This window comes from Natronoarchaeum sp. GCM10025321 (assembly GCF_042663585.1).
Taxonomy (GTDB): domain Archaea; phylum Halobacteriota; class Halobacteria; order Halobacteriales; family Natronoarchaeaceae; genus Natranaeroarchaeum.
In genome coordinates, this window is the sequence record NZ_JBHTAN010000006.1 from 2,330,458 (window position 1) to 2,351,972 (window position 21,515).

23 protein-coding genes are annotated in these 21,515 nt (G+C 64.1%); 14 read left to right on the plus strand and 9 right to left on the minus strand.

Going from position 1 to position 21,515, the window contains the following annotated elements:
* Positions 1-403: 403 nt before the first annotated feature.
* The gene (locus tag ACFQL3_RS14850; RefSeq protein ID WP_377055662.1) at positions 404-1,279 is read right to left on the minus strand and encodes an EamA family transporter; all 876 of its coding nucleotides are present in this window, start codon (positions 1,277-1,279) and stop codon (positions 404-406) included.
* A 68-nt stretch (positions 1,280-1,347) separates the two neighbouring features.
* Positions 1,348-2,157 (minus strand): inositol monophosphatase family protein, encoded by an 810-nt coding sequence (locus ACFQL3_RS14855; protein WP_377055664.1) that lies wholly within the window; start codon positions 2,155-2,157, stop codon positions 1,348-1,350.
* Positions 2,158-2,583: 426 nt separating this feature from the next.
* On the opposite strand from ACFQL3_RS14855, the gene ACFQL3_RS14860 reads away from it, so the two are divergent.
* Together ACFQL3_RS14860 and ACFQL3_RS14865 are read left to right on the plus strand one after the other, a co-directional pair.
* Positions 2,584-3,012, plus strand: coding sequence for a 30S ribosomal protein S12 (locus tag ACFQL3_RS14860; RefSeq protein ID WP_238478078.1), 429 nt, complete (start codon positions 2,584-2,586; stop codon positions 3,010-3,012).
* Positions 3,013-3,014: 2 nt separating this feature from the next.
* A complete protein-coding gene (locus ACFQL3_RS14865; RefSeq protein ID WP_377055667.1) occupies positions 3,015-3,629 on the plus strand; it encodes a 30S ribosomal protein S7 in 615 nt (204 codons plus the stop codon).
* A 46-nt stretch (positions 3,630-3,675) separates the two neighbouring features.
* On the opposite strand, the gene ACFQL3_RS14870 is transcribed toward ACFQL3_RS14865, so the two are convergent.
* The gene (locus tag ACFQL3_RS14870; protein WP_377055669.1) at positions 3,676-4,461 is read right to left on the minus strand and encodes a DUF5781 family protein; all 786 of its coding nucleotides are present in this window, start codon (positions 4,459-4,461) and stop codon (positions 3,676-3,678) included.
* 137 nt (positions 4,462-4,598) lie between these two features.
* On the opposite strand from ACFQL3_RS14870, the gene ACFQL3_RS14875 reads away from it, so the two are divergent.
* The 3 genes from ACFQL3_RS14875 to cruF are packed head-to-tail and all read left to right on the plus strand — an operon-like array spanning position 4,599 to position 7,969.
* Positions 4,599-6,161, plus strand: coding sequence for a phytoene desaturase family protein (locus ACFQL3_RS14875; RefSeq protein ID WP_377055671.1), 1,563 nt, complete (start codon positions 4,599-4,601; stop codon positions 6,159-6,161).
* Positions 6,162-6,185: 24 nt separating this feature from the next.
* Positions 6,186-7,076 (plus strand): prenyltransferase, encoded by an 891-nt coding sequence (locus ACFQL3_RS14880; RefSeq protein WP_377055673.1) that lies wholly within the window; start codon positions 6,186-6,188, stop codon positions 7,074-7,076.
* Between the two features lie 50 nt (positions 7,077-7,126).
* Positions 7,127-7,969 carry a bisanhydrobacterioruberin hydratase gene (gene cruF, locus ACFQL3_RS14885; RefSeq protein WP_377055675.1) on the plus strand — a complete coding sequence of 281 codons (843 nt, stop codon included), beginning with the start codon at positions 7,127-7,129 and terminating at the stop codon, positions 7,967-7,969.
* Here the strand turns inward: cruF and ACFQL3_RS14890 are convergent, their stop codons facing one another.
* Positions 7,970-8,923: a phytoene/squalene synthase family protein gene (locus ACFQL3_RS14890; protein WP_377055677.1), complete on the minus strand. Its 954-nt coding sequence runs from the start codon at positions 8,921-8,923 to the stop codon at positions 7,970-7,972.
* A gap of 183 nt (positions 8,924-9,106) precedes the next feature.
* On the opposite strand from ACFQL3_RS14890, the gene ACFQL3_RS14895 reads away from it, so the two are divergent.
* The gene (locus tag ACFQL3_RS14895; protein ID WP_377055679.1) at positions 9,107-9,484 is read left to right on the plus strand and encodes a universal stress protein; all 378 of its coding nucleotides are present in this window, start codon (positions 9,107-9,109) and stop codon (positions 9,482-9,484) included.
* 107 nt (positions 9,485-9,591) lie between these two features.
* Positions 9,592-10,176: a hypothetical protein gene (locus ACFQL3_RS14900; protein ID WP_377055681.1), complete on the plus strand. Its 585-nt coding sequence runs from the start codon at positions 9,592-9,594 to the stop codon at positions 10,174-10,176.
* Positions 10,177-10,182: 6 nt separating this feature from the next.
* Here ACFQL3_RS14900 and ACFQL3_RS14905 read toward each other — a convergent pair whose 3' ends face one another.
* Together ACFQL3_RS14905 and ACFQL3_RS14910 are read right to left on the minus strand one after the other, a co-directional pair.
* Positions 10,183-10,755, minus strand: a complete 573-nt coding sequence (locus tag ACFQL3_RS14905) for a hypothetical protein (RefSeq protein ID WP_377055683.1) — start codon at positions 10,753-10,755, stop codon at positions 10,183-10,185.
* Between the two features lie 66 nt (positions 10,756-10,821).
* A complete protein-coding gene (locus ACFQL3_RS14910; RefSeq protein ID WP_377055685.1) occupies positions 10,822-11,421 on the minus strand; it encodes an alpha/beta hydrolase in 600 nt (199 codons plus the stop codon).
* Positions 11,422-11,473: 52 nt separating this feature from the next.
* Between ACFQL3_RS14910 and ACFQL3_RS14915 the strand changes: the two genes are divergently transcribed.
* The 5 genes from ACFQL3_RS14915 to ACFQL3_RS14935 all read left to right on the plus strand — a co-directional run bounded on the left by ACFQL3_RS14915 (position 11,474) and on the right by ACFQL3_RS14935 (position 17,803).
* Entirely contained in the window at positions 11,474-12,328 is an 855-nt protein-coding gene (locus ACFQL3_RS14915; RefSeq protein ID WP_377055687.1) for a PspA/IM30 family protein, read from the plus strand.
* Between the two features lie 189 nt (positions 12,329-12,517).
* The gene (locus ACFQL3_RS14920) at positions 12,518-14,173 is read left to right on the plus strand and encodes a long-chain fatty acid--CoA ligase (RefSeq protein WP_377055689.1); all 1,656 of its coding nucleotides are present in this window, start codon (positions 12,518-12,520) and stop codon (positions 14,171-14,173) included.
* Positions 14,174-14,489: 316 nt separating this feature from the next.
* Positions 14,490-15,515 carry a hypothetical protein gene (locus ACFQL3_RS14925; RefSeq protein ID WP_377055691.1) on the plus strand — a complete coding sequence of 342 codons (1,026 nt, stop codon included), beginning with the start codon at positions 14,490-14,492 and terminating at the stop codon, positions 15,513-15,515.
* A 138-nt stretch (positions 15,516-15,653) separates the two neighbouring features.
* Positions 15,654-16,022 carry a rhodanese-like domain-containing protein gene (locus ACFQL3_RS14930; protein ID WP_377055693.1) on the plus strand — a complete coding sequence of 123 codons (369 nt, stop codon included), beginning with the start codon at positions 15,654-15,656 and terminating at the stop codon, positions 16,020-16,022.
* Positions 16,023-16,063: 41 nt separating this feature from the next.
* Positions 16,064-17,803 (plus strand): threonyl-tRNA synthetase editing domain-containing protein, encoded by a 1,740-nt coding sequence (locus tag ACFQL3_RS14935; protein ID WP_377055695.1) that lies wholly within the window; start codon positions 16,064-16,066, stop codon positions 17,801-17,803.
* Between the two features lie 25 nt (positions 17,804-17,828).
* Here the strand turns inward: ACFQL3_RS14935 and ACFQL3_RS14940 are convergent, their stop codons facing one another.
* A complete protein-coding gene (locus tag ACFQL3_RS14940) occupies positions 17,829-18,818 on the minus strand; it encodes an aldo/keto reductase (RefSeq protein ID WP_377055697.1) in 990 nt (329 codons plus the stop codon).
* 121 nt (positions 18,819-18,939) lie between these two features.
* On the opposite strand from ACFQL3_RS14940, the gene ACFQL3_RS14945 reads away from it, so the two are divergent.
* Positions 18,940-19,374, plus strand: coding sequence for a universal stress protein (locus ACFQL3_RS14945; RefSeq protein ID WP_377055699.1), 435 nt, complete (start codon positions 18,940-18,942; stop codon positions 19,372-19,374).
* 42 nt (positions 19,375-19,416) lie between these two features.
* Entirely contained in the window at positions 19,417-19,779 is a 363-nt protein-coding gene (locus tag ACFQL3_RS14950) for a group I truncated hemoglobin (protein ID WP_377055701.1), read from the plus strand.
* 1 nt (position 19,780) lies between these two features.
* On the opposite strand, the gene ACFQL3_RS14955 is transcribed toward ACFQL3_RS14950, so the two are convergent.
* Positions 19,781-20,812 carry a PhoU domain-containing protein gene (locus tag ACFQL3_RS14955; RefSeq protein ID WP_377055703.1) on the minus strand — a complete coding sequence of 344 codons (1,032 nt, stop codon included), beginning with the start codon at positions 20,810-20,812 and terminating at the stop codon, positions 19,781-19,783.
* Between the two features lie 31 nt (positions 20,813-20,843).
* Positions 20,844-21,515, minus strand: coding sequence for a phosphate signaling complex protein PhoU (phoU, locus tag ACFQL3_RS14960; RefSeq protein WP_377055705.1), 672 nt, complete (start codon positions 21,513-21,515; stop codon positions 20,844-20,846).

Here is a 21,515-nt window from a genome sequence, read left to right on the forward strand (position 1 = left end):
GCGCTCCTCGTGGTTCGACCGGGTATCGGCGTGGTCCGAGTGATACACGGCGTCGCCGGCCCGGCCCCCATCGCTCTGTGTTGGGCTCTGTTCGCCCTGACCTCGGCATCCGGCCGGCCCGCCACTGGTCAGGGGCCCACCGGTTCCAGCGAGAAAGGATCGTCGACAAACCGTGCGTATCGGCCGTTCCGATGGGTTCGAGGCCATCATGACGGTAGAGAGGTCACTACCTCATGAAACTTAATAATTTTTATATATCGTATGGGGTAGATGTACGAGTCTCTATCGCGGTCACCAGACTGGAACGTACGGCTATAGTTCGAGATGGGTGGTTCGTTGCCGCTGCGGGGAGGCAAGCCGCTCGTATCTGCACGAGTTCTGATAAAGAAGCTTCGGGGCGACCTCACCCGAGCGAGATGAGCAGGATACCGAAGACGGCGAGTCCCGCCGCAGTCAGCCTGACCCGGACCCGTGATTCACCCAGCAGGAGACTCCCGAGGACCACCGCAACGACGGCCTGCGTGTTTACGACCGGCGAAACGACACTTGCCGGCAGCGTCTCGAACGCCATCGCAACGACGTGTTGTCCGACGACGAGGACCAGACCGGCGACAGCCAGTTTCCGGCGGTCTCCCCACCAGTCGACTGCGTGGCGGTTACCGACGGCCGCCGGCGAGAGCAACAGGGGGACCAGCACGAGCATGGTGAGGACGAACCCTTCGGGCGGAATACCGAGTTCCTGCATACTGACGCGCTTTCCGATGTCGACGACGCCGAACGCGGCCGCGCTCGCGAGCGCTAGCAGAGCCGCCTTGCTGTGGACGAGTCGTCGAACCGGCGCAAACAGCGAGCCGCTGCGATAGTTCGCTACGTAGACTGCGAACGTTGCGACGACGACGCCCGCGACCTGCAGGACCGAAAGGTACTGCCCGAGCAACACCACCTCCAGTGGCAGAACAAACACCGGAACAATCTTGCTAATCGGTGCAACGTAGGAGACGTCGCCGAGCGTGAGCGCCCTGTAGAACGTAAATAGCGCAAGCGCGGTGAAGCCGGCCGTTCCGAGCAGGACGATGCCGCCACGTGGCCCGACAACGGGGACGACCGCAGCGACGGGGGTCGTCAGTAATACTATCGGGAGATACCACGTAACGCCGACAGCGTAGGTCGCTCCGACGAACAGCGTCGGCGGGTAGTGGTCGAAGTATCGTTTGACTGCTACGACATAGCTACCCAGTATCACGGCTCCGGCGACGGACAGCGCAAGGCCGTTGCTCACGATATCGGCCTCGGGACTATCGGGCCAGCGGCCAGCGGGTAGCAGCCTGCGTCAGTCGACAGCACAGACTACCGCAACCCCTGTGCAGCATCGAGTAACTGCTCGTGCACTGCACCGTTCGAGACGACCATACTATCACTATCCGCGGTCCACCGGTCGCCGTCGAGGTCAGTAACGACGCCGCCGGCCTGACGAACCAGGTGTGCTCCGGCGAGACTGTCCCAAGGGTTCGGTCGCTGTGGCGTTACCGCGGCGTCGAGACTCCCGTCTGCGATCAGCGCGAACGTCGCCTGCGCGCTACAGAGCCGGAGTGTCGTCCCGAACCGTTCGAAGACCGCTCCCAGCCCCTCGACGTACGTCTCGCGCTCACCGTAGGACGGAGGAATAATCGGGGCGACTGTCGCGGATCGTTCGTCCGACTGCTCGCTGACGGTGATCGGCTCGTCGTCGCGATGCGCGCCCGTTTCCTCCGCGTGATACGTCGTTCCAATCGCGGGGAGTACGCTGCAAGCGGCTACTGGCTCGCCGTCGACAGTCGCCGCGACGCTTGTCGTCCAGTAGTGGAGGCCCCGGACGAAATTGAACGTGCCATCGATCGGATCGATTACCCACGCCCGCCCCGTCGATGGGACCGTTTTGACGGCGTCGTTTTCCTCGCCGACGATGGTCGCCGCGGGATCCCGGTCGGTCAGAACCTCGACGACGTGGCGCTGTGCTTCCCGGTCGGTTTCGGTGACGACATCCGCCGGGCCGACCGGGCCCTCGCCATTACCTTTGATATCGACGTCGAGGTCGGCCTCGAAACCGGCAGCCGCGACCTGTGCGCCGGCCGCTGCCGCGGCGGTCGCCACGGCCCCGATATCGACGCGTTCAGACATCGCCGTTCCCCGTTAGGATCGGGACTGGCTTCAGATCGATCGACTGTCCGAGCAGTGGTTGGTCCATGGCGAAGGAGAGTCCCCCGCGGGTACAAATATCTTACAATGAGCTGATAGTACTCGAACGTACTCGAACGTATCGGGACTGACGGGTCAGTTCTACTACGTTACAGTTCGGGGAGGGTTACACGTCCGACCAGGGCTTCGACGCCGAAGCCACTAAGTCGCCGTAAGGCGGCCGATCCGAGACTCGCTTGTGATCGGATAGCCCCGACAGGAACCGTTTCGTTTCACGACCGAGGCGAACCGCTACGACCATACAACGGTCTCAGATCGCTTTATCACACCCTGTCGAGGCACCTCACGCCGTAACTCCGGAGATAAAAGGGGATGCTTAAGTGGTTCCATCGGGTAGTCGGGTGTACTATGGCAAACGGCAAATACGCCGCGCGGAAGATAAAGAAAGACCGCCAGAGCGCACGGTGGTCCGACTCGGAGTACGCGCGACGCGAGCGCGGCCTCGGCGAGAAGTCCGACCCACTGGAGGGCGCTCCACAGGGTCGAGGTATCGTTCTGGAGAAAGTGGGCATCGAAGCGAAACAGCCCAACTCTGCGATCCGGAAATGCGTCCGTGTCCAGCTGATCAAGAACGGCAAACAGGTCACGGCCTTCTGTCCCGGCGACGGCGCAATCTCCTTTATCGACGAACACGACGAAGTTACCATCGCCGGGATCGGCGGTGCGAAAGGTCGTGCGATGGGTGACCTCTCCGGCGTTAACTACAAGGTCGAGAAAGTCAACGGCGTCTCGATGATCGAACTCGTGCGCGGAAACGCGGAGAAACCGGTTCGATAATCATGGCGGCAGAAGACCAATCCGACGCCGACGAGTCAATCGAGACCGAGGACGAAAGCGCAGTCGCCAAACTGTTCGGCGAGTGGGACGTGACGGGGATCAGCTACTCCGACCCCAGCACCGAACGGTACATCACGGTCACGCCGGTCGCCCACACGATGGGTCGACACGCCGGCAAGCAGTTCCAGAAATCCGAGATCTCGATCGTCGAGCGACTCATCAACCGTCTGATGCAGACCGACGAGAACACGGGCAAGAAGACGCAGGCTCTCAACATCACCCGAGAGGCCTTCGAGATGATCCACGAGCGCACCGAGGAGAACCCGATCCAGGTGCTCGTGCAGGCCGTCGAGAACGCCGCCCCGCGTGAGGAGACCGTCCGCCTGAAGTACGGTGGCATCTCCGTCCCCAAGGCCGTCGACGTCGCGCCCCAGCGCCGCGTCGATCAGGCCCTGAAGGTCATCGCAGAAGGCGTCTACGGCTCCTCGTTCAAGACGACGATCGACGTCGAGGAGGCGCTCGCGAACCAGCTTATCGGCGCCGCAAACAACGACGTCAACACGTACGCAGTCAGTCAGAAAGAAGAGAAGGAACGCGTCGCCGCCGCCGCAAGGTAACTCTACTCTCGCTTCTTCGTTTTTGTTCGTTCGCTACTGGCAAGACTCAGTCGGCGGCCTGGTCGCTCCCGGCCGCGTAGGCCCGCGTGGCGTCGACGAGATGTTTCCGGTAGTCACTTGGGTCCGGGTCGTCCTGCAGGTCCTTGAATCGGCGTTTGAACCCCTCCAGTTCGATTCCGGGCGCGTCCCGGGCCGCCGCGTACGCGAGGTCGTAGAGGCGATGGTCGGCCTCGACGAGGTCGTGGCGCTCCAGCAGCGCAAGCGCGAAGGCGGCGTTGACGACGGTCATCTCCGTATCCGACGCCGCGGTGAGTCGTCGCGCTGGTTCGCGGTGACCGTCGAAGCGCACCTCGGGGGTTGCAGGGGCGGCCCCTGGCTGGTCGGCGAGCGCGGCGGCGAGTTTCGACTCGAAGAAGGCGACGAGTTTGTTCGTCGGGCCGACGGAGAGGGTGATGTCATCGGCGTAGATATCCTTCATGTGGTTGGCGATCTGATAGCAGTGCGTGAGCGTCCGCTGCTCGACGCTCTGTCCTGCGAGCGCGAGAAAGAGCACTTCCTCGGTCGATTGGACGTGAGATGGGTGGCCCTCCTCGTGGCGTAACATGTGGGAGAGTTCGTGGAGAGCGAGTTCGCGAGCCATCGTGCTCGTCGCCGCCTGCTCGGAGATGTTCAGGACGTGGTGGTCGTCGTAGTGGGAGGTCCACGTTCGCTCGTCGGGGTTCGAGCGGACGTACACCTCGACCGGTCGGGCGAGATCGTGTTCGGTCTCGAACAGGTCCTGTGCCCCGAGAAACGGGGCGGCCGAGGCGGCTCCCTGTACGTTCAGTTCCATGTCTACTTCTAGCACGGAACGGAGCGGTATGAGGCTGTTGGCGAGGTCGGAGCAGTCCGGAGCAGTAATCCGTTCGAGTACCGGAGAGACCGTGCCTGTCAGGAGCATTTACAATCGGGCGGCCCTACCCACCGAGTATGCAACCTCTATCGGGACAGTCTGTCGCCGTAATCGGAAGCGGGTTCGGCGGCCTCTCCACTGCCTGTTACCTCGCTGATGCCGGTGCGGATGTCACCGTCTTCGAGAAGAACGAGCAACTCGGGGGCCGAGCAAGCCGTATGGACCGCGACGGCTTCCACTTCGATATGGGCCCGTCGTGGTATTTGATGCCCGATGCCTTCGAGCGGTTCTTCGGCTACTTTGATCGGGAGCCAGAGGAGTTCTACGAACTCGAACGGCTCGACCCCCATTACCGGATCTTCTTCAAGGACGACGGCGAGACCTCACTCTCCGGTTCCAAGAGCGTCGAGGACGTCCCCAACCGCCACCAGCGCGAGAGCGGCGAGGTCATCGACCTCGTCCCCGACATCGAACAGAACAAGGCGCTGTTCGAGTCCTACGAACCCGGCGCTGGCGAGGCGCTGGACCGATATCTCGACCAGTCACGCGAGAACTACCGTGTCGGAATGGACGGGTTCGTCTACACCGACCGTAGCCGGTTCCGCGACTGGATCGACATGGATGTCCTGCGCAACGCGCGCGGCCTCTCGCTGATCGGATCGATGCAGGACCACGTCGAGAACTACTTCGACCATCCGAAACTGCAACAGATCGTCCAGTACACGCTCGTCTTCCTCGGCGGGTCGCCGACCAACACGCCTGCGCTGTACAACCTGATGAGCCACGTCGACTTCAACCTCGGCGTCTGGTACCCCGAAAACGGGATCGGCGGCGTCGTCGACGGGATCATCGAACTGGGTGACGACCTCGGCGTCGAGTACCGGACCGGCGAGGCAGCCACGGAGATCAAGGGCCGCGCGGGCGGCTTCCGTGTCGAGACGGAGACGGGCGGCGAAGAGGTCGACTACGTGGTCAGCGACGCCGACATGCCCTACACCGAGCAGGAGCTACTACCGCCCGAGAAGCGCCAGTACAGCGAGGAGTACTGGGAGTCGAAGACCTACGCTCCCTCCGCCTTTCTCATGTATCTCGGCGTCGAGGGCGACGTACCCGAACTCGAACACCACACGCTCGTACTGCCATCGCAGTGGGACGAGCATTTCGAGCAGATCTTCGACGAACCGGCGTGGCCCGACGACCCCGCCTACTACCTCTGTGTCCCCTCGAAGACCGACGATACCGTCGCGCCGGAGGGTCACAGCAACCTCTTTGCGCTCGTGCCCATCGCGCCCGGCCTCGACGACGACGAGGAGACTCGCGAGTGGTACCGGGACCGCATCCTCGACGATATCGCCGAGAACACCGGGACGGAACTCAGAGATCGAATCGTCGTCGAGGAGATATTCTCCGTCTCCGATTTCGCCGGGCGGTACAACAGCTACGACGGGACGGCACTGGGGATGGCCCACACGCTCACCCAGACCGCGGTCTTCCGGCCGAACCACCGTTCCAGCAAGGTCGACGGCCTCTACTTCGCGGGATCGTACACCAACCCCGGTATCGGCGTGCCGATGTGTCTGATCAGCGGCGAACACGCCGCGAACAAACTGATCGAGGATTACGGCGACGCGACTAAGTGATCCGAAACACGTGACTCAGACGACGTGATTCCGACCACGACCACTGGCGGTGCGGCGAACCAGCAGACGCCCGGCGAGCGGTTACGCTACCTGTTCGTGCTGTCGCGGCCGCGGTTCTGGCTCTATCTGGCCGGGCCGGTCGCCGTCGGCGGCGTCTACGGGGCGTCGGAACTGTCCGCACTCGTATCGCCCGTGCTGGTCGCCCTCTTTGCGTACTTTCTCGTGCCCGCGAACGTCTTCCTCTACGGCATCAACGACGTCTACGACGCCGAAATCGACGCCGAAAACCCCAAGAAAGACGATGGCGGCCGCGAGGCGCGCTGGGGCGGCCAGCGTTTCGTCGTCTACGCCGTTTTGCTCTGTGGCGTGCTAGCGATTCCGACCGCCCTGCTGTTGCCAGCGGCGGCCTGGCCCTGGATCGGCCTGTTCGTCCTGCTCGGCGCGGAGTACAGCGCTCCCCCGGCGAGATTCAAGACGACGCCGCTGCTCGACTCGCTCTCGAACGGGCTCTACGTCGTCCCCGCGATGGCGGCGTACGCGACGGTTGCAGGGAGCCAGCCGCCCGTAATCGCCGTTATCGGGGCGTGGCTCTGGGCGATGGCGATGCATACGTTCTCGGCGATTCCCGACATCGAACCCGATAGACGCGCCGGTATCCAGACGACGGCAACGCTACTCGGCGAGCGGACGACCTACGGCTACTGTACCGTCGTCTGGGGACTGGCCGCAGTCGCCTTTGGACTGCTGGATCCCCGACTCGGTGCCGTCTTCGCCGTCTATCCGGTGCTCGTCGCCGCTATCGGGCTTTCGTCGGTCCCCGTCGACCGCGCATACTGGTGGTATCCGGTGATCAACACTGCCGTCGGCGCGGTGCTGACGATGGGGAAACTCTGGGAAATCGCACCGCCGATGTAGGGCGCGCCGAAGCGGTTCGTTGATGTGTCATGCAACCGGAGTACGGGGTAATGGAGCGACGCGCTGTCGAAGGGAGACTGGATTCGCTGATCCGGGACAACCGTGTGACGATAGCGATCACCTTCCCCCTCGTCGGGACCGTTCTGCTGATCGCTGCGGCCGAAGGCGTGGTGCCGCGGTCGCTGGCGTTCAATCCGTTTCTCCTGCTGGGCGCGGTGATGGTGATGCGACTCCCGCTGATCGGCGGGCTTGCACCGCTGATCAATCGACGGGTCGCTACCGGGCTCTCGGGGCTGGTCGGGTTTAGCTGGGGGATCGAACTTCTCGGGGTGACTACCGGATTCCCCTACGGCGATTTCGAGTACCTGATCGAACTCGGGCCGATGCTACTAGACGCCGTCCCAATCGCGCTGCCGGTGTTTTATTTCCCCATCCTGCTCAACAGCTATCTGCTCTGTACGCTGATGCTCGGCGACCGGATGGAGTCGCTACCGATCCGGTTCCTGTCGGTCCTGCTCGTCGTCATCACGATGGATCTCGTGCTCGACCCCGGTGCGGTCGCGCTCGGCTTCTGGGGCTGGGACGCCGGCGGCGCGTACTACGACGTGCCGGTGCAGAACTACGTCGGGTGGCTTATCTCCGGCATCGTCGCGGTCGGCGTGCTCACGCTATCGTTCGACGCCGACGCCCTGGACCGACGTCTCGACCGATGTGAGTACGTACTCGACGATCTGATCAGTTTCGGCATTCTCTGGGGACTGGTCAATCTCTACTTCGGCAACCTCGTTCCGGTCGCGCTGGCCGCAGCACTGCTGGTGGCACTGTTCCGCGCGGACTGGTTCGACTTTGCCGGCCTGACGAGAACGACGCCCCAACAACCGATCGAACAGTAGCTACTGCGCTGGCGTGGTGTCCGGCCGATCCGGGTCGTGTCGCGGCGTGTCGGTTGCCGAAATAGAGCTGACACGCTGGAAGACGGCTTCCGGATCACGGTTCCACTGCCAGTGCCAGCGGGTCCGCGCCGCGAGCCAGAGCTTTCGGGCCATACTCAGGTCCGGTTCGTTCGAGACCGTATCGAAGCCACACTTGCGGATGAGTCGGTGGTGGTCGGCGTACAGAACTGCCGACAGCAGGACGGGGAACTGGCAGTCCTCGGGGAGATACTTGATTCCGGCGACCCCCTCCTGATAGAGCGCCTCGGTCCGGGCCATCTCGGACTGGATCGCACTCCCGATTTCGGGCGTGAACTCCAGGTTTTCGACGTCCTCGACCGACGCGTCGTGCTCTTCGAGCGTCTCTAACGGGAGGTAGATGCGGTCCCGGTCGATCACGTCCTCGCGAACGTCCCGGAGGAAGTTCGTCAACTGGAACGCCTCCCCGAGCGCGACGGCATGCGGGAGCGCGGCCTCTGGCTGATCGAGATCCATTATCTCGGTCATCATCACGCCGACGGCGGCAGCCGACCCGCGCATGTACTCTTCGAGTTCCGCGTAGGTTTCGTAGCGACTCTTGTAGATATCCGTCTTCATCGCGTCGATGAAGTCGTCTATCTCGCTCTCGGAGATGTCGTGTTCGACGGCGATGTCACGGAACGCTTCGAGTACTGGCCCCTCCGGTTCGCTCTCGCCGAGTGCCTGTTCGCGAAACGCTTCTAGCTGTGCGGCCTGCTCTTCTGCCGGTGTATCTCCGGCATCGTCGACCACTTCGTCGGCCACCCGGAAGAACGCGTAGAGGACGTACGTTGGATGTCGCGCGTGCTCGGGCAGAAATCGCGTTGCGACATGGAACGTCCGCCCGGTTCGGCGCTGGATGGCCTTCGTTCGTTCAATCTGTTTGCTATCGACCATATTACGTGGGAGACCTGACGGCTACGACGTTGAGATCATCGAGTCGGGCGAACATGTTAGATTCGTGTAACCCGCTAGGGAGCGATGGCGTATAATTATTTGTGTGGCGCGACGATCAAAAATGGCCCGTTCCCGGGGAATATATCGGCGGGTTTAGGAACGAGGAGCGTGTCCCTGTCACACATGCGTTATCTTCTCGGGACGGACTCGGTACACACGACCGCAAGCGCCTGCGACTACCTCGAAGGGCGGGCCGGAGCGGGCGATACTGTCGTGGCGGTTCACGTTCAGTCGGCCGACGACGACGCGCGGGACGGCCGCGAGGCACTCAACGTCGCAACGGTCCGCCTCGGTGCCATCGCGGACGTCGAGACGGAGCAACGGACCGGCGACCCCGTCGAGGAGTTGCTCGCGAGCGCCGGGGACCACGACGTCGACGAACTGGTCATCGGCCCGCGGAGCGGCGAACCCGGTGCCGACCAGGGCATGGGTTCGGTCGCCTCTGAGTTGCTCGGCCAGTCCTCGCGGCCCGTCGTCGTGGTCCCGCTGGAGGAGTTGTAGCGTCGCGACCCACCGCCGGCGCCAGTGCCGATATCTTCTTTCCGACGCGCCCCAACTCACCCAGTATGCTTCACGTCTGTCCGGCCTGCCGGGTGCAGCGCGCCGATATGACCGTTCGATCGGACGAGTCGCTCGTCGTCTGTCCCGAGTGTGGCCACGAGCGGTCCTTCGTCCAGCCACCCCTCTGTATCGTCACCGGCGCGGCCGGGACGGGCAAGTCGACGATCCGTCGCATGCTTGCTGGGCGGGTCGATGCCGTGTTGCTGGAGGACGACGGTATCGCGCACGAGGACTGCGCGTTCGAGGAGGCCACGTTCAACGAGTACGTGCTCCGACTCTGCCGGACAGTCGCACAGTCGGGCGTTCCACCGGTGCTGTTCACAACGGGGCTTGGCGTCCCCGAGAACGTCGAGGGGTTAACCAACAGACGTTACTTCGGCGACTCTCACTATCTGGCGCTGGTCTGTGAGGATGCCGTGCAGGCCGAGCGCCTCCGAGACCGGGCAGGCTGGGAGGGCGATAGTTACTGGGCCGATGTGGACAAACAGGCCGAGTTCAACCAGTGGTTCCGGAAGAACGCGGACGAGGCGGGTATCGAGTTGGTGGATACGACCGGGGCGACGGTCGAGGAGACGGCCACGGCCGTCGAGCAGTGGCTCGACGCACGACTCGACGAGTTCGAGACGGCCTAGAGCGGTCTATCCGACCAGAACGTCGGATTCGTCCCGATACCGGCTACAGCTTTCGGCGATCCACGCCCGGAGTTCGGGGGCGCGGCTTACGAGCAGCGCGCCCGGTTCGCCGGTAGCATCGAACGCACAGAGGACGGCGACGTCGTCCAGCAACAGGAGGCCGATGGGGGCGTCGCCGTCGTGACCGTAGAGCGTAACGTCCTCGCCGGCCAGGCGTGATTCGACGAGCGAGAGGGCAGGCCCGTCGAGGCGCTCGCGGGCCGCACCGGTGACGACGAGCGCGGCCCGCAGGCCGTCGAAACCGTCCGCCCCGTCGAGCAGTGACATCGGAAGGGTTGGCAGGACGCCGGTCGCCGAGTCGGCGTCGGCGACGAGCGAGAGCAGTTGCCGGCCTGGCGTCGGGTCCTGCCCCGTAACCGTCGCCGTCGCATCGAGGTCGTCGATGCTCATGTCGAGGACGCGCTCGACGAACGTCGCGAGGGCCGCCGCTGGTTTCTCGGCATCCGTTTCGGGCGATGCGTCGGTTGGGGAGTCGGCCGCGTCGGATGGCGCAGTCTCGGCAGGATCAGTAGGAGGCATTGATACCGAGTAGCCGTCCCACGCAGTTGAAGTTGTGGCGTCACGCGATTTGGCATGTCGCCGCGCTCACGGGGCAACGATATCGACCAGAAACGCGCTGACGCGATCCGCGACCGTGGTGTGCTGGCCGACGAAGAAGTGGTCCGCGGCGAGTTCGTCAGTCCGGTGATCCAGTTCCAGGGCGCGCTCGACGACCGGTTCCCAGTCGACGGTCGCGTCGCGAGCACCGTAGACGACCTGCACCGGCGCGTCGATGGCGTCGAGTGCCGGTACAGCATCGAGGTCGGGTGCAAGCGAAGCCGTGGGGGCGAGAGCGGAGACTGCCCCAGGGTTGGCTTCGACGGCCGCGAGTAGCGCGATGGTCGCGCCGAAGCTATAGCCGAACAGGCCAACGCGCTCGTAGCGCTCGCGCGCCCAGGCGACCGCGTTGTGGGCGTCTTCTCGCTCGCCGTGGCCCTCGTCCCACGCCCCGTAATCGAAGCGCAGGCAGTCGATTCCGGCACCAGTGAGCGCGTCCGAGACCGCCGTCAGTCTGGCGTCGTGACGCGTCCCCCCATGCTCGGGATGGGGTGGGCAGGCAACGACGACGGCGTCGCTTCCCGTACCGGCCTGATCGAGCGACCCGCGGACGTCGCGCTGGCCGGGAACGAGTACCGATTCTGGCATGCATTTCGGTTACGTCGGTGATGTTTTTAATCACGCGGTACACAGGAAAGGTATGGGAGTGCTCTCGCGCGCAAGTTACGTAATCCGATCGAAAGTAAACGCCCTGCTCAACAGGGCCGAAGATCCCAGCGAGACGCTGGACTACTCGTACGAGCAACTTCGTGACGAACTACAGGACGTCAAGAAGGGAATCGCCGATCTGACGACCCAGAAGAAGCGATTGGAGATGCAAAAACGCAAACTCGAGGACAACGTCGAGAAACACAACGAGCAGGCCCGACAGGCGGTCAAGCAGGACCGCGAGGACCTCGCCCGGCGTGCCCTCGAGAAGAAGAAGACGAAGATGACCCAGATCGAGGAGCTAGAGGGCCAGATCGCCGATCTACAGAATACACAGGACCAACTCGTCGAGCAGAAAGAGACCCTCCAGCAACGCATCGAGGAGTTCCGAACAAAAAAGGAGACGATCAAGGCCCGCCACGAGGCCGCGGAGGCCAGCGCCCGCGTTTCCGAAGCCGTGACGGGCGCGGGCGACCAGTTCGGCGACGTCGGCCGAGCAATCGAGCGAGCCGAGGAGAACACCGAAGAACTCGAAGCGCGCTCGGCCGCCCTGGACGAACTCCAGGACGAGGGCGTCCTCGAGGATCAGCTTTCGGACAAGAACGATCTGGAGCGGGAACTGGAAGACGTCCACACGCAGGGAACCGTCGACTCGGAGCTAGAGACGCTCAAATCCGATATGGGCAAGGAGACCGAGGAGGCCGAAGAGACGACGCAGGAGGAGCCACAGTCGGTGGCGGAGCCTGATCTCGAAACCGAACTCGAAGAGGACGTCGACGTTGAGGCCGAAATCGCCGATTCCGAGATCGACGACGAACTAGAGCAACTCCGCGACGACGAGGAGTAAGCGACCTCCAGACGGGGGAGACGCCTCAACCGATCCCGTACCGACCAGTTCCTACATCGGTTCGATAGAAGTCCCGGCCAGTACGGCGGCGCAGTCGGTCGGGGCGTGCACGAGTCGTCTGGTCGAACGGCCACTCCGTTCCGAGTTCGCCCACAAACATTTATAACTATTAATAATAAATTTGCAGCCATGGGTGGACACGATCAGACATTGTCGCCGTTCCTGTGGCGTGCCGAGCACATCTATCCGGACCACGAAATAGTCGCTCGAACCCCGGAGGGCGTGACCCGATACACGTACGACGAGTACGCCGACCGGACGAAACAACTGGCGAACGCACTCGACGAGTTTGGCATCTCGAAGGGTGACCGGGTCGGGACCTTCTGCTGGAACACGGCGAGACACTTCGAGACGTACTTCGGCGTCCCGAACATGGGGGCACAGCTCCACACGATCAACCCCCTGCTTCCGGACGGTCACATCCAGCATATCGTCGAGGATGCCGACGACAGAATCCTCTTCGTGGACCCGTCACTCGCGGAGAAACTCGCCGGGGCGTACGACCCCGAGGCCTTCGAGAGCGTCGAGCAGTTCGTGATCATGGGCGAGGCGGTGCCGGACGTCGACCTCGGCCCGATGGTCGATTACGAGTCGTTCGTTGGGGACCAGCCCGCGGCCTACGAGTGGCCCGACCTCGACGGCGAGCGCCGTGCTGGGATGTGTTATACCTCCGGGACGACCGGTATGCCGAAAGGCGTCGAGTACACCCAGCAGATGATGTGGTCACACACGATGGCGATGTTGACGCCCCAGGCGCTGGGCGTCGACGATTCGGACGTCATCATGCCGGTCGTACCGATGTTCCACGTCAACGCCTGGGGGATGCCCTACGCGGCGGCCGCCGCCGGCGCGAAACAGGTGTTCCCCGGTCCGGCACCCGAGCCCGCGGATCTGGCAGGGCTCATCGAGGAGGAAGGGGTGACGATGGCAGCGGGAGTGCCGACGGTCTGGCTCGATCTGCTGGAGTACGTCGAGGACAACGACGTGGACCTCTCGACGCTCGAGTACATCATCATCGGCGGTGCGGCCCCACCGAAGGCGGTCATCGAGCAGTTCGGCGAACTCGGCGTCGACGTCCTCCACGCCTGGGGGATGACCGAGATGTCGCCGGTCGGGACCGTCGCGACCATCAAGCACGACCTGGCGGACGCGTCGGCCGAGACCAAACTCGAGAAACGGGCGAAACAGGGACTCATCGTCCCCGGCCTGGAGTTCAGAGTCGTCGGCGACGACGGCGAGGAGATCGTGTGGGACGGCGAGGCCTTCGGCGAGTTGTACGTGCGCGGCCCGTGGATCACGACCGAATACTACAACCGACCCAGAGCGAACGAGACGGACTTCGAGGGCGAGTGGCTGCGAACCGGGGATATCGTAACCGTCGACGAGGACGGGTACATCGAGATCGTCGATCGGGCCGACGACGTGATCAAATCCGGCGGGGAGTGGATCTCCTCGCAGGAACTCGAAAACGCGATCATGGCGCACGACGACGTGAGCGAAGCCGCCGTCATCGGCGTGCCACACGAGCGCTGGCAGGAGCGTCCCGTCGCGATGGTCGTCACCGCGTCGGACGTCTCGCGTGATCGTCTCGTCGAAGAGCTACGATCGATGCTCGAAGCGGAGTATCCGAAGTGGTGGCTCCCGGACGGGTTCAAGTTCATCGACGAGATTCCGAAGACTGCGACCGGAAAGTTCTCGAAGAAAGACCTCCGCGAGGGGTTCGAGAGCGAGGAACTCCTCGAAGGAGAGCCGCCCGAGGAGGCCGCCCCCGACCAGGACGACTGACGCCCGCCGAGAACGGGGCCGTTTCCGCTGCAGGTTCCGCCATCTCTCAAAGCGCCACACAGACTTACTACTGCGGGCGTCGTGGTTTGCGCATGGGCCATGGTCAGGTTTTCAACGATACTCATCGGTCTTGGACTCGTCCTCGCAATTGTTCCGCTGCCATTTCCGTTCCCCGGCGCCGGTGTCGTCGCTGGAATCCTGTTGATACTGATCGGACTGGTGATACGACTGTTCGGTGGGTGACTCGAACCGGGACGGCCGAATGCTTCTCGCACTGTCCATTTTTGGATTCAGCAACCGACACTCACCACGATAGATGAGTTCGGAACCAAGCGACACGATGCACGAGCGAGTCAGTGGCAGCGGTGTCGGGTTCTGGATCCTCCTCAGGGTACAGCGGTGGGCGCTGGTCGGTGCGATCCTGGTGATCGTCTACGTCGCACTGGTCGCGCTGAGTACTATCGGATTCAGCCCGCTCCGGACGGTCGTAGCGAGCGCCAACGCGAACCACTGGATCTTCTCGGCGTTCATCGGAGCGATCATCACCGGGACGTCGATCGTCGTCACGATCAACCAACTCGTGCTTTCACAGGAACTGGGCGCAGTCGGCGATCAGCGCGAGCGCATGAGCGAGGCAATGGCGTTTCGTCAGGACGTCGAAGCGGCGATCCAGGACGGCACGAGTCCGGCGGAGCCGTCCGCGTTCCTCTACGTGTTACTCGACAGTATCGAGGAGCGGGCAAACGGACTCAAAGAGCAGATCGAAGACGAGCGCGACGAGACACTCGAAGAAACGATCGACGAGTACGCAGACAACGTCATTCGGAACGCCCAGTCCGTGAAAGCGAACCTCAAGGGGGCAGAGTTCGGTACCTTCGAGGTGATCTGGAGCGCGCTCGATTTTAACTACTCCTGGAAGATCAGCAGAGCACGACAGCTCCGTTCCAAGCACGCCGAATCGCTGTCTGACGAGGCGACCGAGGAAATGGACGAGATGATCGAGGTGCTGAAGTTCTTCGGGCCGGCCCGCGAGCACTTCAAGACGTTGTACTTCCAGTGGGAACTGATCAACCTCTCGCGCGCGCTGCTGTACATCGCGATTCCCGCACTGACCGTGATGGGGACGATGCTCATGTACGTCGATGCGAGCACGCTACCCGGAGCCACGCTCGGTATCGACAATCTCGTCTGGCTCATCAGTGCGGGCTTCGTCGTCGGTATCGCCCCGTTCGTCGTGTTCATCGCCTTCGTCCTCCGGATCACGACCGTCGCAAAGCGAACACTAGCCATCGGGACGTTCATCCTCCGGGAGACCGATCGCGAGTACGAGTTCGACGAGTGACGTCACGAAGAGCGACGCCGACCTGATCGGTCAGTCCGGTTCCGGGGATCCGATGCCGAGGGGCTCCGGCAAACCGCGGGGGACTGCTGTGCCCGGAGGATCCGGGCGCTTTTTTCCGGCGGTCCCATACACGCTGACGTGTCAACTACGTACCCGGACGAACTCGATGACCGGCTCGACGGCGACGAACCGTTCGTCCTCGACATCCGCCCTCGCGACGCTTACCAATCGGGCTCGATAGCGGGCAGTTATAACGTGCCGGTGTACAACGACCTCCGGAGCGGCGACGAGTCGTCGTTCCGCGCGGAGTTGGACGAACTACCGGACGACGAGGAGATAGTCGTCGTCTGCAAGATGGGCATCGTCGCCAAGCGGGCGACGGGGCTCCTGAACGACGAGGGGTACTCGGCAAGCACGCTTGCCGGTGGAATGAGCGGCTGGAACGGCTATCAGACGGGCTCTATCGGCTACAAGCTACGGTCGCTGCTCTGGCGACTGCGCCGATAGCGGGTCGGCACGCTTTTTTCCTCGACAGCCGAGCTATCGGTATGCGACTGCTCGCCGTCCACGTCGAATCGCTCTCCTCTGTGCCGGTCCACTCGCGGGCGGACACCGAGCCCGACGAGCATCCCGAGCGCCTGACCGTCGAGCAGTGCGTCGGCGCGTTCGTCGGCGTCGAGGCGAGCGATAGCGCGCGACTCGAGTCAGTCGTCGCGGCGGCGGCAGAGGAGCTACGCGCGGCGAGCGAGCAACTCAACACCGACCGGATCGCACTCGTCCCGACACCGCATCTGGTCGACGATCCGGCCGATCCCGCCATCGTCGAGGACGTCTTCGACGGTATCGCGGCAGCGGTCGCTGGACTCGACGTCCAGCGCGTGCCTGCGGGCTGGCATCTCGAACTCGACGTCCGGACGAAGGGGCATCCGTACTCGGTTCGCTCCCGACGGCTCACCGGCGAGGAGCGGGCGGCAGCGACGGCGTGCGAGAGCGAGTGGTTCGTCGTCGACGGGGGGGCGGACGGTGGAGACGTGCTGCATCCGATGGCCGATGACACCGACATCCCACCACGACTCGAACCGATCGTCGCGGACGGGAGACGGGGGGCACGGCGCGGCAGTCGGGTCGAGCGCGTCCTGGTCGAGCAGGAAGTGGCAGCCGAGGACGGCATCGCCGCGAACGGCGAACTCCGGTGGAACCAGCGCGGTGTGACGATGCGTGCGTGCGTCCGGGCGCTGCTCGACGACCAGTTCGAGGGGGTGGGAGCGACGCCGATCCGGACGCCGGAGAGCTACGATCCGGCAGTGAAAGCGGTTCGCGAGCATCTCGCGGCGGAGGGCTGGAGGACGGGCGGGGAGACGGTGCGCCGACGAGCGCTCTGTCCCGGCCATCTCTGGGCGTTCGCGGACACCTCGCTCGATGCCGACGCACTACCGGCGACCCTCTGGGAGGTCGGGACGTGTACGCGAGACGGGCCGTCGGGACCGCGAACCGCGACGCTCCCGGAGGCCCACACTGCGGTCGGTGATATCGACGCCGCGCTCTCGACCGTGGAGGACCGACTCTCGCTCGTCGACGCGCTCGATTCGACGCTCGGACTCGACCGGGTGCCGGTCGTGCGCGTCACCGGCGCGTTCTACGACCAGCACGGCACCTGGGTCGACGCCGTCGTCGAGGGGCTAGACGCGCCGGTCGCCGTCGAGCGCGGTGCCGTCGGCTCTCCGTTCACCGTCGAGTTCGTGACGGACGCGGGAGACGGCATCGTCGACGCTGGCTGGGTGCGACTCGACGTTGACGGCCCGGCGCGGTTCGGCGTCGAGAGCCGCGGGGAGACGCCCGTCGTCGTCCACACCGCGCCGGTCGGGACGGTCGAGGCACTGTTGGCGGCACTTCTCGGCGGGGACGCGCCGGTTCCGACCTGGCTTGTGCCGACGCAGGTCAGACTCGTACCGGTCGCCGACCGGCATCTCGACCGCTGTCGGTCAGTCGCGGCGACGCTGGCAGAGCGCGGCGTTCGCGTCGATGTCGACGACAGGAAGCGGACGGTCGGCGAGCGCATCGACGCGGCTGGCGACGACTTCGTCGCCCAGTATGCCATCGTGGGCGACCGGGGCGACGAGCGCGACGAACTACGGCTGACCGACGCGCGGGACGGGACGACGCGAGAGACGACCGCCGAGGACGTCGCCGACCGGATCCGCTCGTCGACACCGCTTTCGCGGGCAGTTCCGCGCCGCGGCCCGTTACTACTGAGCGAACGACTGGCCATCGGCCGGATAGACGACTAGCGTACGGCGGGACGCGAGCGGCGGCCTACCAGCGGTGGTGGACGTGGTCGTGGACGTACTCCTCGTAGACGTCCCGGACGGCACCGTGCTGGGTGTTCGTGAGCGGGTCAGCCTCCGAGACGGCGGCGTTCTGCTGGACGTGGTCGGCCGAGGTCGACCCTGGAATCACTGCGGAGACGGCGTCGTGGTCGATGATCCAGCGGAGCGTGAACTGTGCCATCGTCAGGTCCTCGGAGACGTACGGGCGGAGCGCATCGACGGCCTCGAGGCCCGTCTCGTAGGGAACGCCGGCGAACGTCTCGCCGACGTCGAAGGCGTCGCCCTCGCGGTTGTAGTTTCGGTGGTCGTCCTCCGGGAACTCGGTGTCGCGGTCGAGTTTGCCGGTCAGCAGTCCCGAGGCGAGCGGGACGCGGACGATGACGCCGATGTCGCGGCGTTTCGCCTCGCGGAAGAACAGTTCCGCCGGGCGCTGGCGGAAGGGGTTGAAGATGATCTGGATCGTCTCGACGCCGGGATACTCGATAGCTTTGAGCGCTTCCTCGACGCGCTCGACGCTGACGCCGTAGTGATCGATCTTGCCCGCGTCTTCGAGGGCGGCCAGTGCGTCCCAGGGTTCGGGCCGATAGTACGCGTCAGTCGGCGGGCAGTGCAGTTGCAGGAGGTCGAGCGTCTCCCTGCCGAGGTTCTCACGGCTCCGGTCGACAAAGTCTTCCAGATGCTCGTGGTCGTAGTCCTCGGCGACGTGCGGGTCGAGTCGCCGCCCGGCCTTGGTTGCGACGGTCACCTCGTCGTGAGCGTCTCGCTCGTCGAGCACCTCGCGGATCAGGCGCTCGCTCCGGCCGTCGCCGTAGACGTCGGCGGTGTCGATGAAGTCGACCCCGGAGTCGAGCGCCGTTCGGATAGCCTCGCGGCCTTCTTCTGCCGGAACCTCGCCCCAATCAGAGCCGATGTTCCAGGTGCCGAGACCGATCTCAGAGACGTGAAAGCCAGTGCTGCCGAGTCGTCGATTGTTCATACTCACGAGTATCGTCGCCACCCACCTAACGGTTCGTCCGGCGGCAGACTGGACGGTCGGGATCGGATTCGCCGACACCGGGGCAAGATTCACGTACAATTGTGGAGAATATCGACAGGAGATGTACGACGACATCCTCGTGCCGACCGACGGAAGCGACGGGACCGAGCAGACCCTCGATCACGCCATCGAGATCGCACAGAACCACGACGCCACCGTGCACGCGATCTCTGTGATGGACCAGCGGGTCTATCTGGCGGCCGAGGACGACGAACGACCGGAGATCAAGGAACGACTGGAGGGCGACGCGAAGGAGGCAATCGAGGAACTCACCGAGCGACTCGCGGATACAGGTCTGGAACTCGAAACCGCTATCGTCGATGGCACGCCGTACAAGGAGATCCTGAACTACGCCGACGGCCACGACATCGACCTGGTCACGATCGGAACCCACGGCCGGACGGGCCGTGATCGGCTAGAGAACCTCGGGAGCGTCACCGAGCGAGTCGTGAGAGAAGCCGACCGGACGGTGCTGGTCGTGAGCATCGGCGAGTAATCGCGGAGAAAACGTTTCCTGACCGGAGTCCAAAACGGTGCCATGACCGAGACGACGCTGTACGGGCGACTCGGCGGCGAGGAAGCGATCGGTGCGGTCGTCGAGGAGTTCTACGACCGCGTGCTCGCGGACGACCAGTTGGCACCGTACTTCGAGGAGGTCGACATGGAACGCCAGCGCGCACACCAGACTGCGTTCATCTCCGCCGTAGCTGGCGGTCCTGACAGGTACGAGGGTGAAAACATGCGTCGGGCCCACGAGCATCTCGCAATCGACGAGGGGGAGTTCGCGGCGGTGGCGGGCCATCTCGACGATGCACTGGGCGAGTTCGACATCGCCGACGAGGACCGAAAAGCGGTGATGGCGGCCGTCGCCGAAACGAAAGGCGACATTCTGGGAAAATAACCTACGGATCGTCCGAGCGAAGCGCCGACTGGAGACCCGTCTCGGCGATGTTCGCGCCGTACTCGGCGATCCGCTCGATACTGTCGAGGACACTCGCGAGCAGTTGTGGCTCCGGAACTTCCTCGTCGTAGAGCGAGCGGTCCAGCGTTCGTACGTCCTCGACGACCGTATCGCGGTCGACCAGTACCTCCTGTAAATCCGATATCGAACCGCCATCCAGCGTGGCGTCTAGCGAGGCCCGCAGCAGGTCGCGCGACTGATCGCCGAGCGCCACGAGTTCCTCGTGGAATCGCTCGGGCGGGGCGTCGTGTTGGCGCGTCGCCACGACCGCGGTTTTCTCGGCGTGATCGCCAACCCGCTCCAGTTGTCTGGCGATCCGATAGTGAGCAAACGCTGTCTGTCGGTCCACGTCGAGTTGGGCGATCTCGCGGAACTCCGCGAGGCCGCGGTGGAACTGACGACTCACCAGGGCGAACAGGCGGTCGACATCGTCGTCCTGGTCGACGACGCGGCGTGCCAGTTCTGCGTCGTCTTCGACGATTGCCAGGATCGCATCCTCGTGCATCGAGAGCGCGGTCAGTTGCATCTGTACGACGGTCTGGCGGAGCGATACCTCCGTACTGTCGAGCAGGCTGTGGACGAGCAGGGACTCCTCGGTGACCGACTGGATCTCGACGCCGACGAGGCCGTTGACGGCCGATCGGGCCGCGCGGCGCTGCTCGGGCGTGAGCGAGGTGGACGACTGGAGCGTGATCTCGTCGTAGCCCGTGACGTAGGCGGTTTCGAGGGTCTTCTTCAGCGCCTCGGGGTCGACGTCGCGGATGTCGATAGTAATCGCATCAGCCCCGGTCTGTGCCGTCCGTTTGAGCGCCACGAGACGGTCGTCGCTCGGATACAGGACGAGCGGCGTGCCCGTCTCGACGTTGTTCGTGGTCGCCCACTCTTTGGGCAGCGAAATCGTGTAGGTCGAACCACCGGTAAGTTGCACCTTCCGCTCGACCGGTTCGGCGTTCCCGTTCGCGTTCGCCGTCATCGGCCGGCACCCGGTGTAGTTGGGGACATGATCAGTAGATCAACTCGTCGTCGTTCTCGACCATGTACAGCGTCCGGGCGGCGATGTTAACCGCGTGGTCGCCGACGCGTTCGAGGTCCCGGATCGTCAGCAGATGCGTCGAGACGTCGTCGAGCATCGACTCGACCGGGCCATCGACCGGGCGTTCGCTCTCGAGCAGGTCCCGGACGATCCGGCTGCTCGCCTGCTCGCAGTAGTCGTCGACCGCGTCGTCTCGCTCCGCGACGTCGTAGGCCGCATCGGTATCGTCGCGAGCGTACGCGTCCATCGCCGTCTCGACCATCTCGGTTGTGGCCTCGCCGATCTCTCGCAGTTCGGACCGTGTGGTCTGATCGTGCGCGACCGTACCGGCGTATTCGGCCAGGTTCGTCGCCAGATCGGCGATCCGCTCCAGATCGGTGATAATCTTGAACGAGGCGGCGATAAACCGGAGATCGGTCGCGACTGGCTGCTGGAGCGCCAGCAGGTCGACGCACTCACCCTCCAGATCGAGATAGAGCCGATTGATCTCGTCGTCACCGGCGACGACACGCTCGGCGAGTGTCTCATCCCCTGTATCCAGCGCTTCGAGCGCAGTATCGAGGCGCCCGACGACGAGGTCACTCATGTCGAGGACGTCCTCGCGAAGCGATTCGAGCTGTCGTTGGTAGTCGTTTCGTGGCAT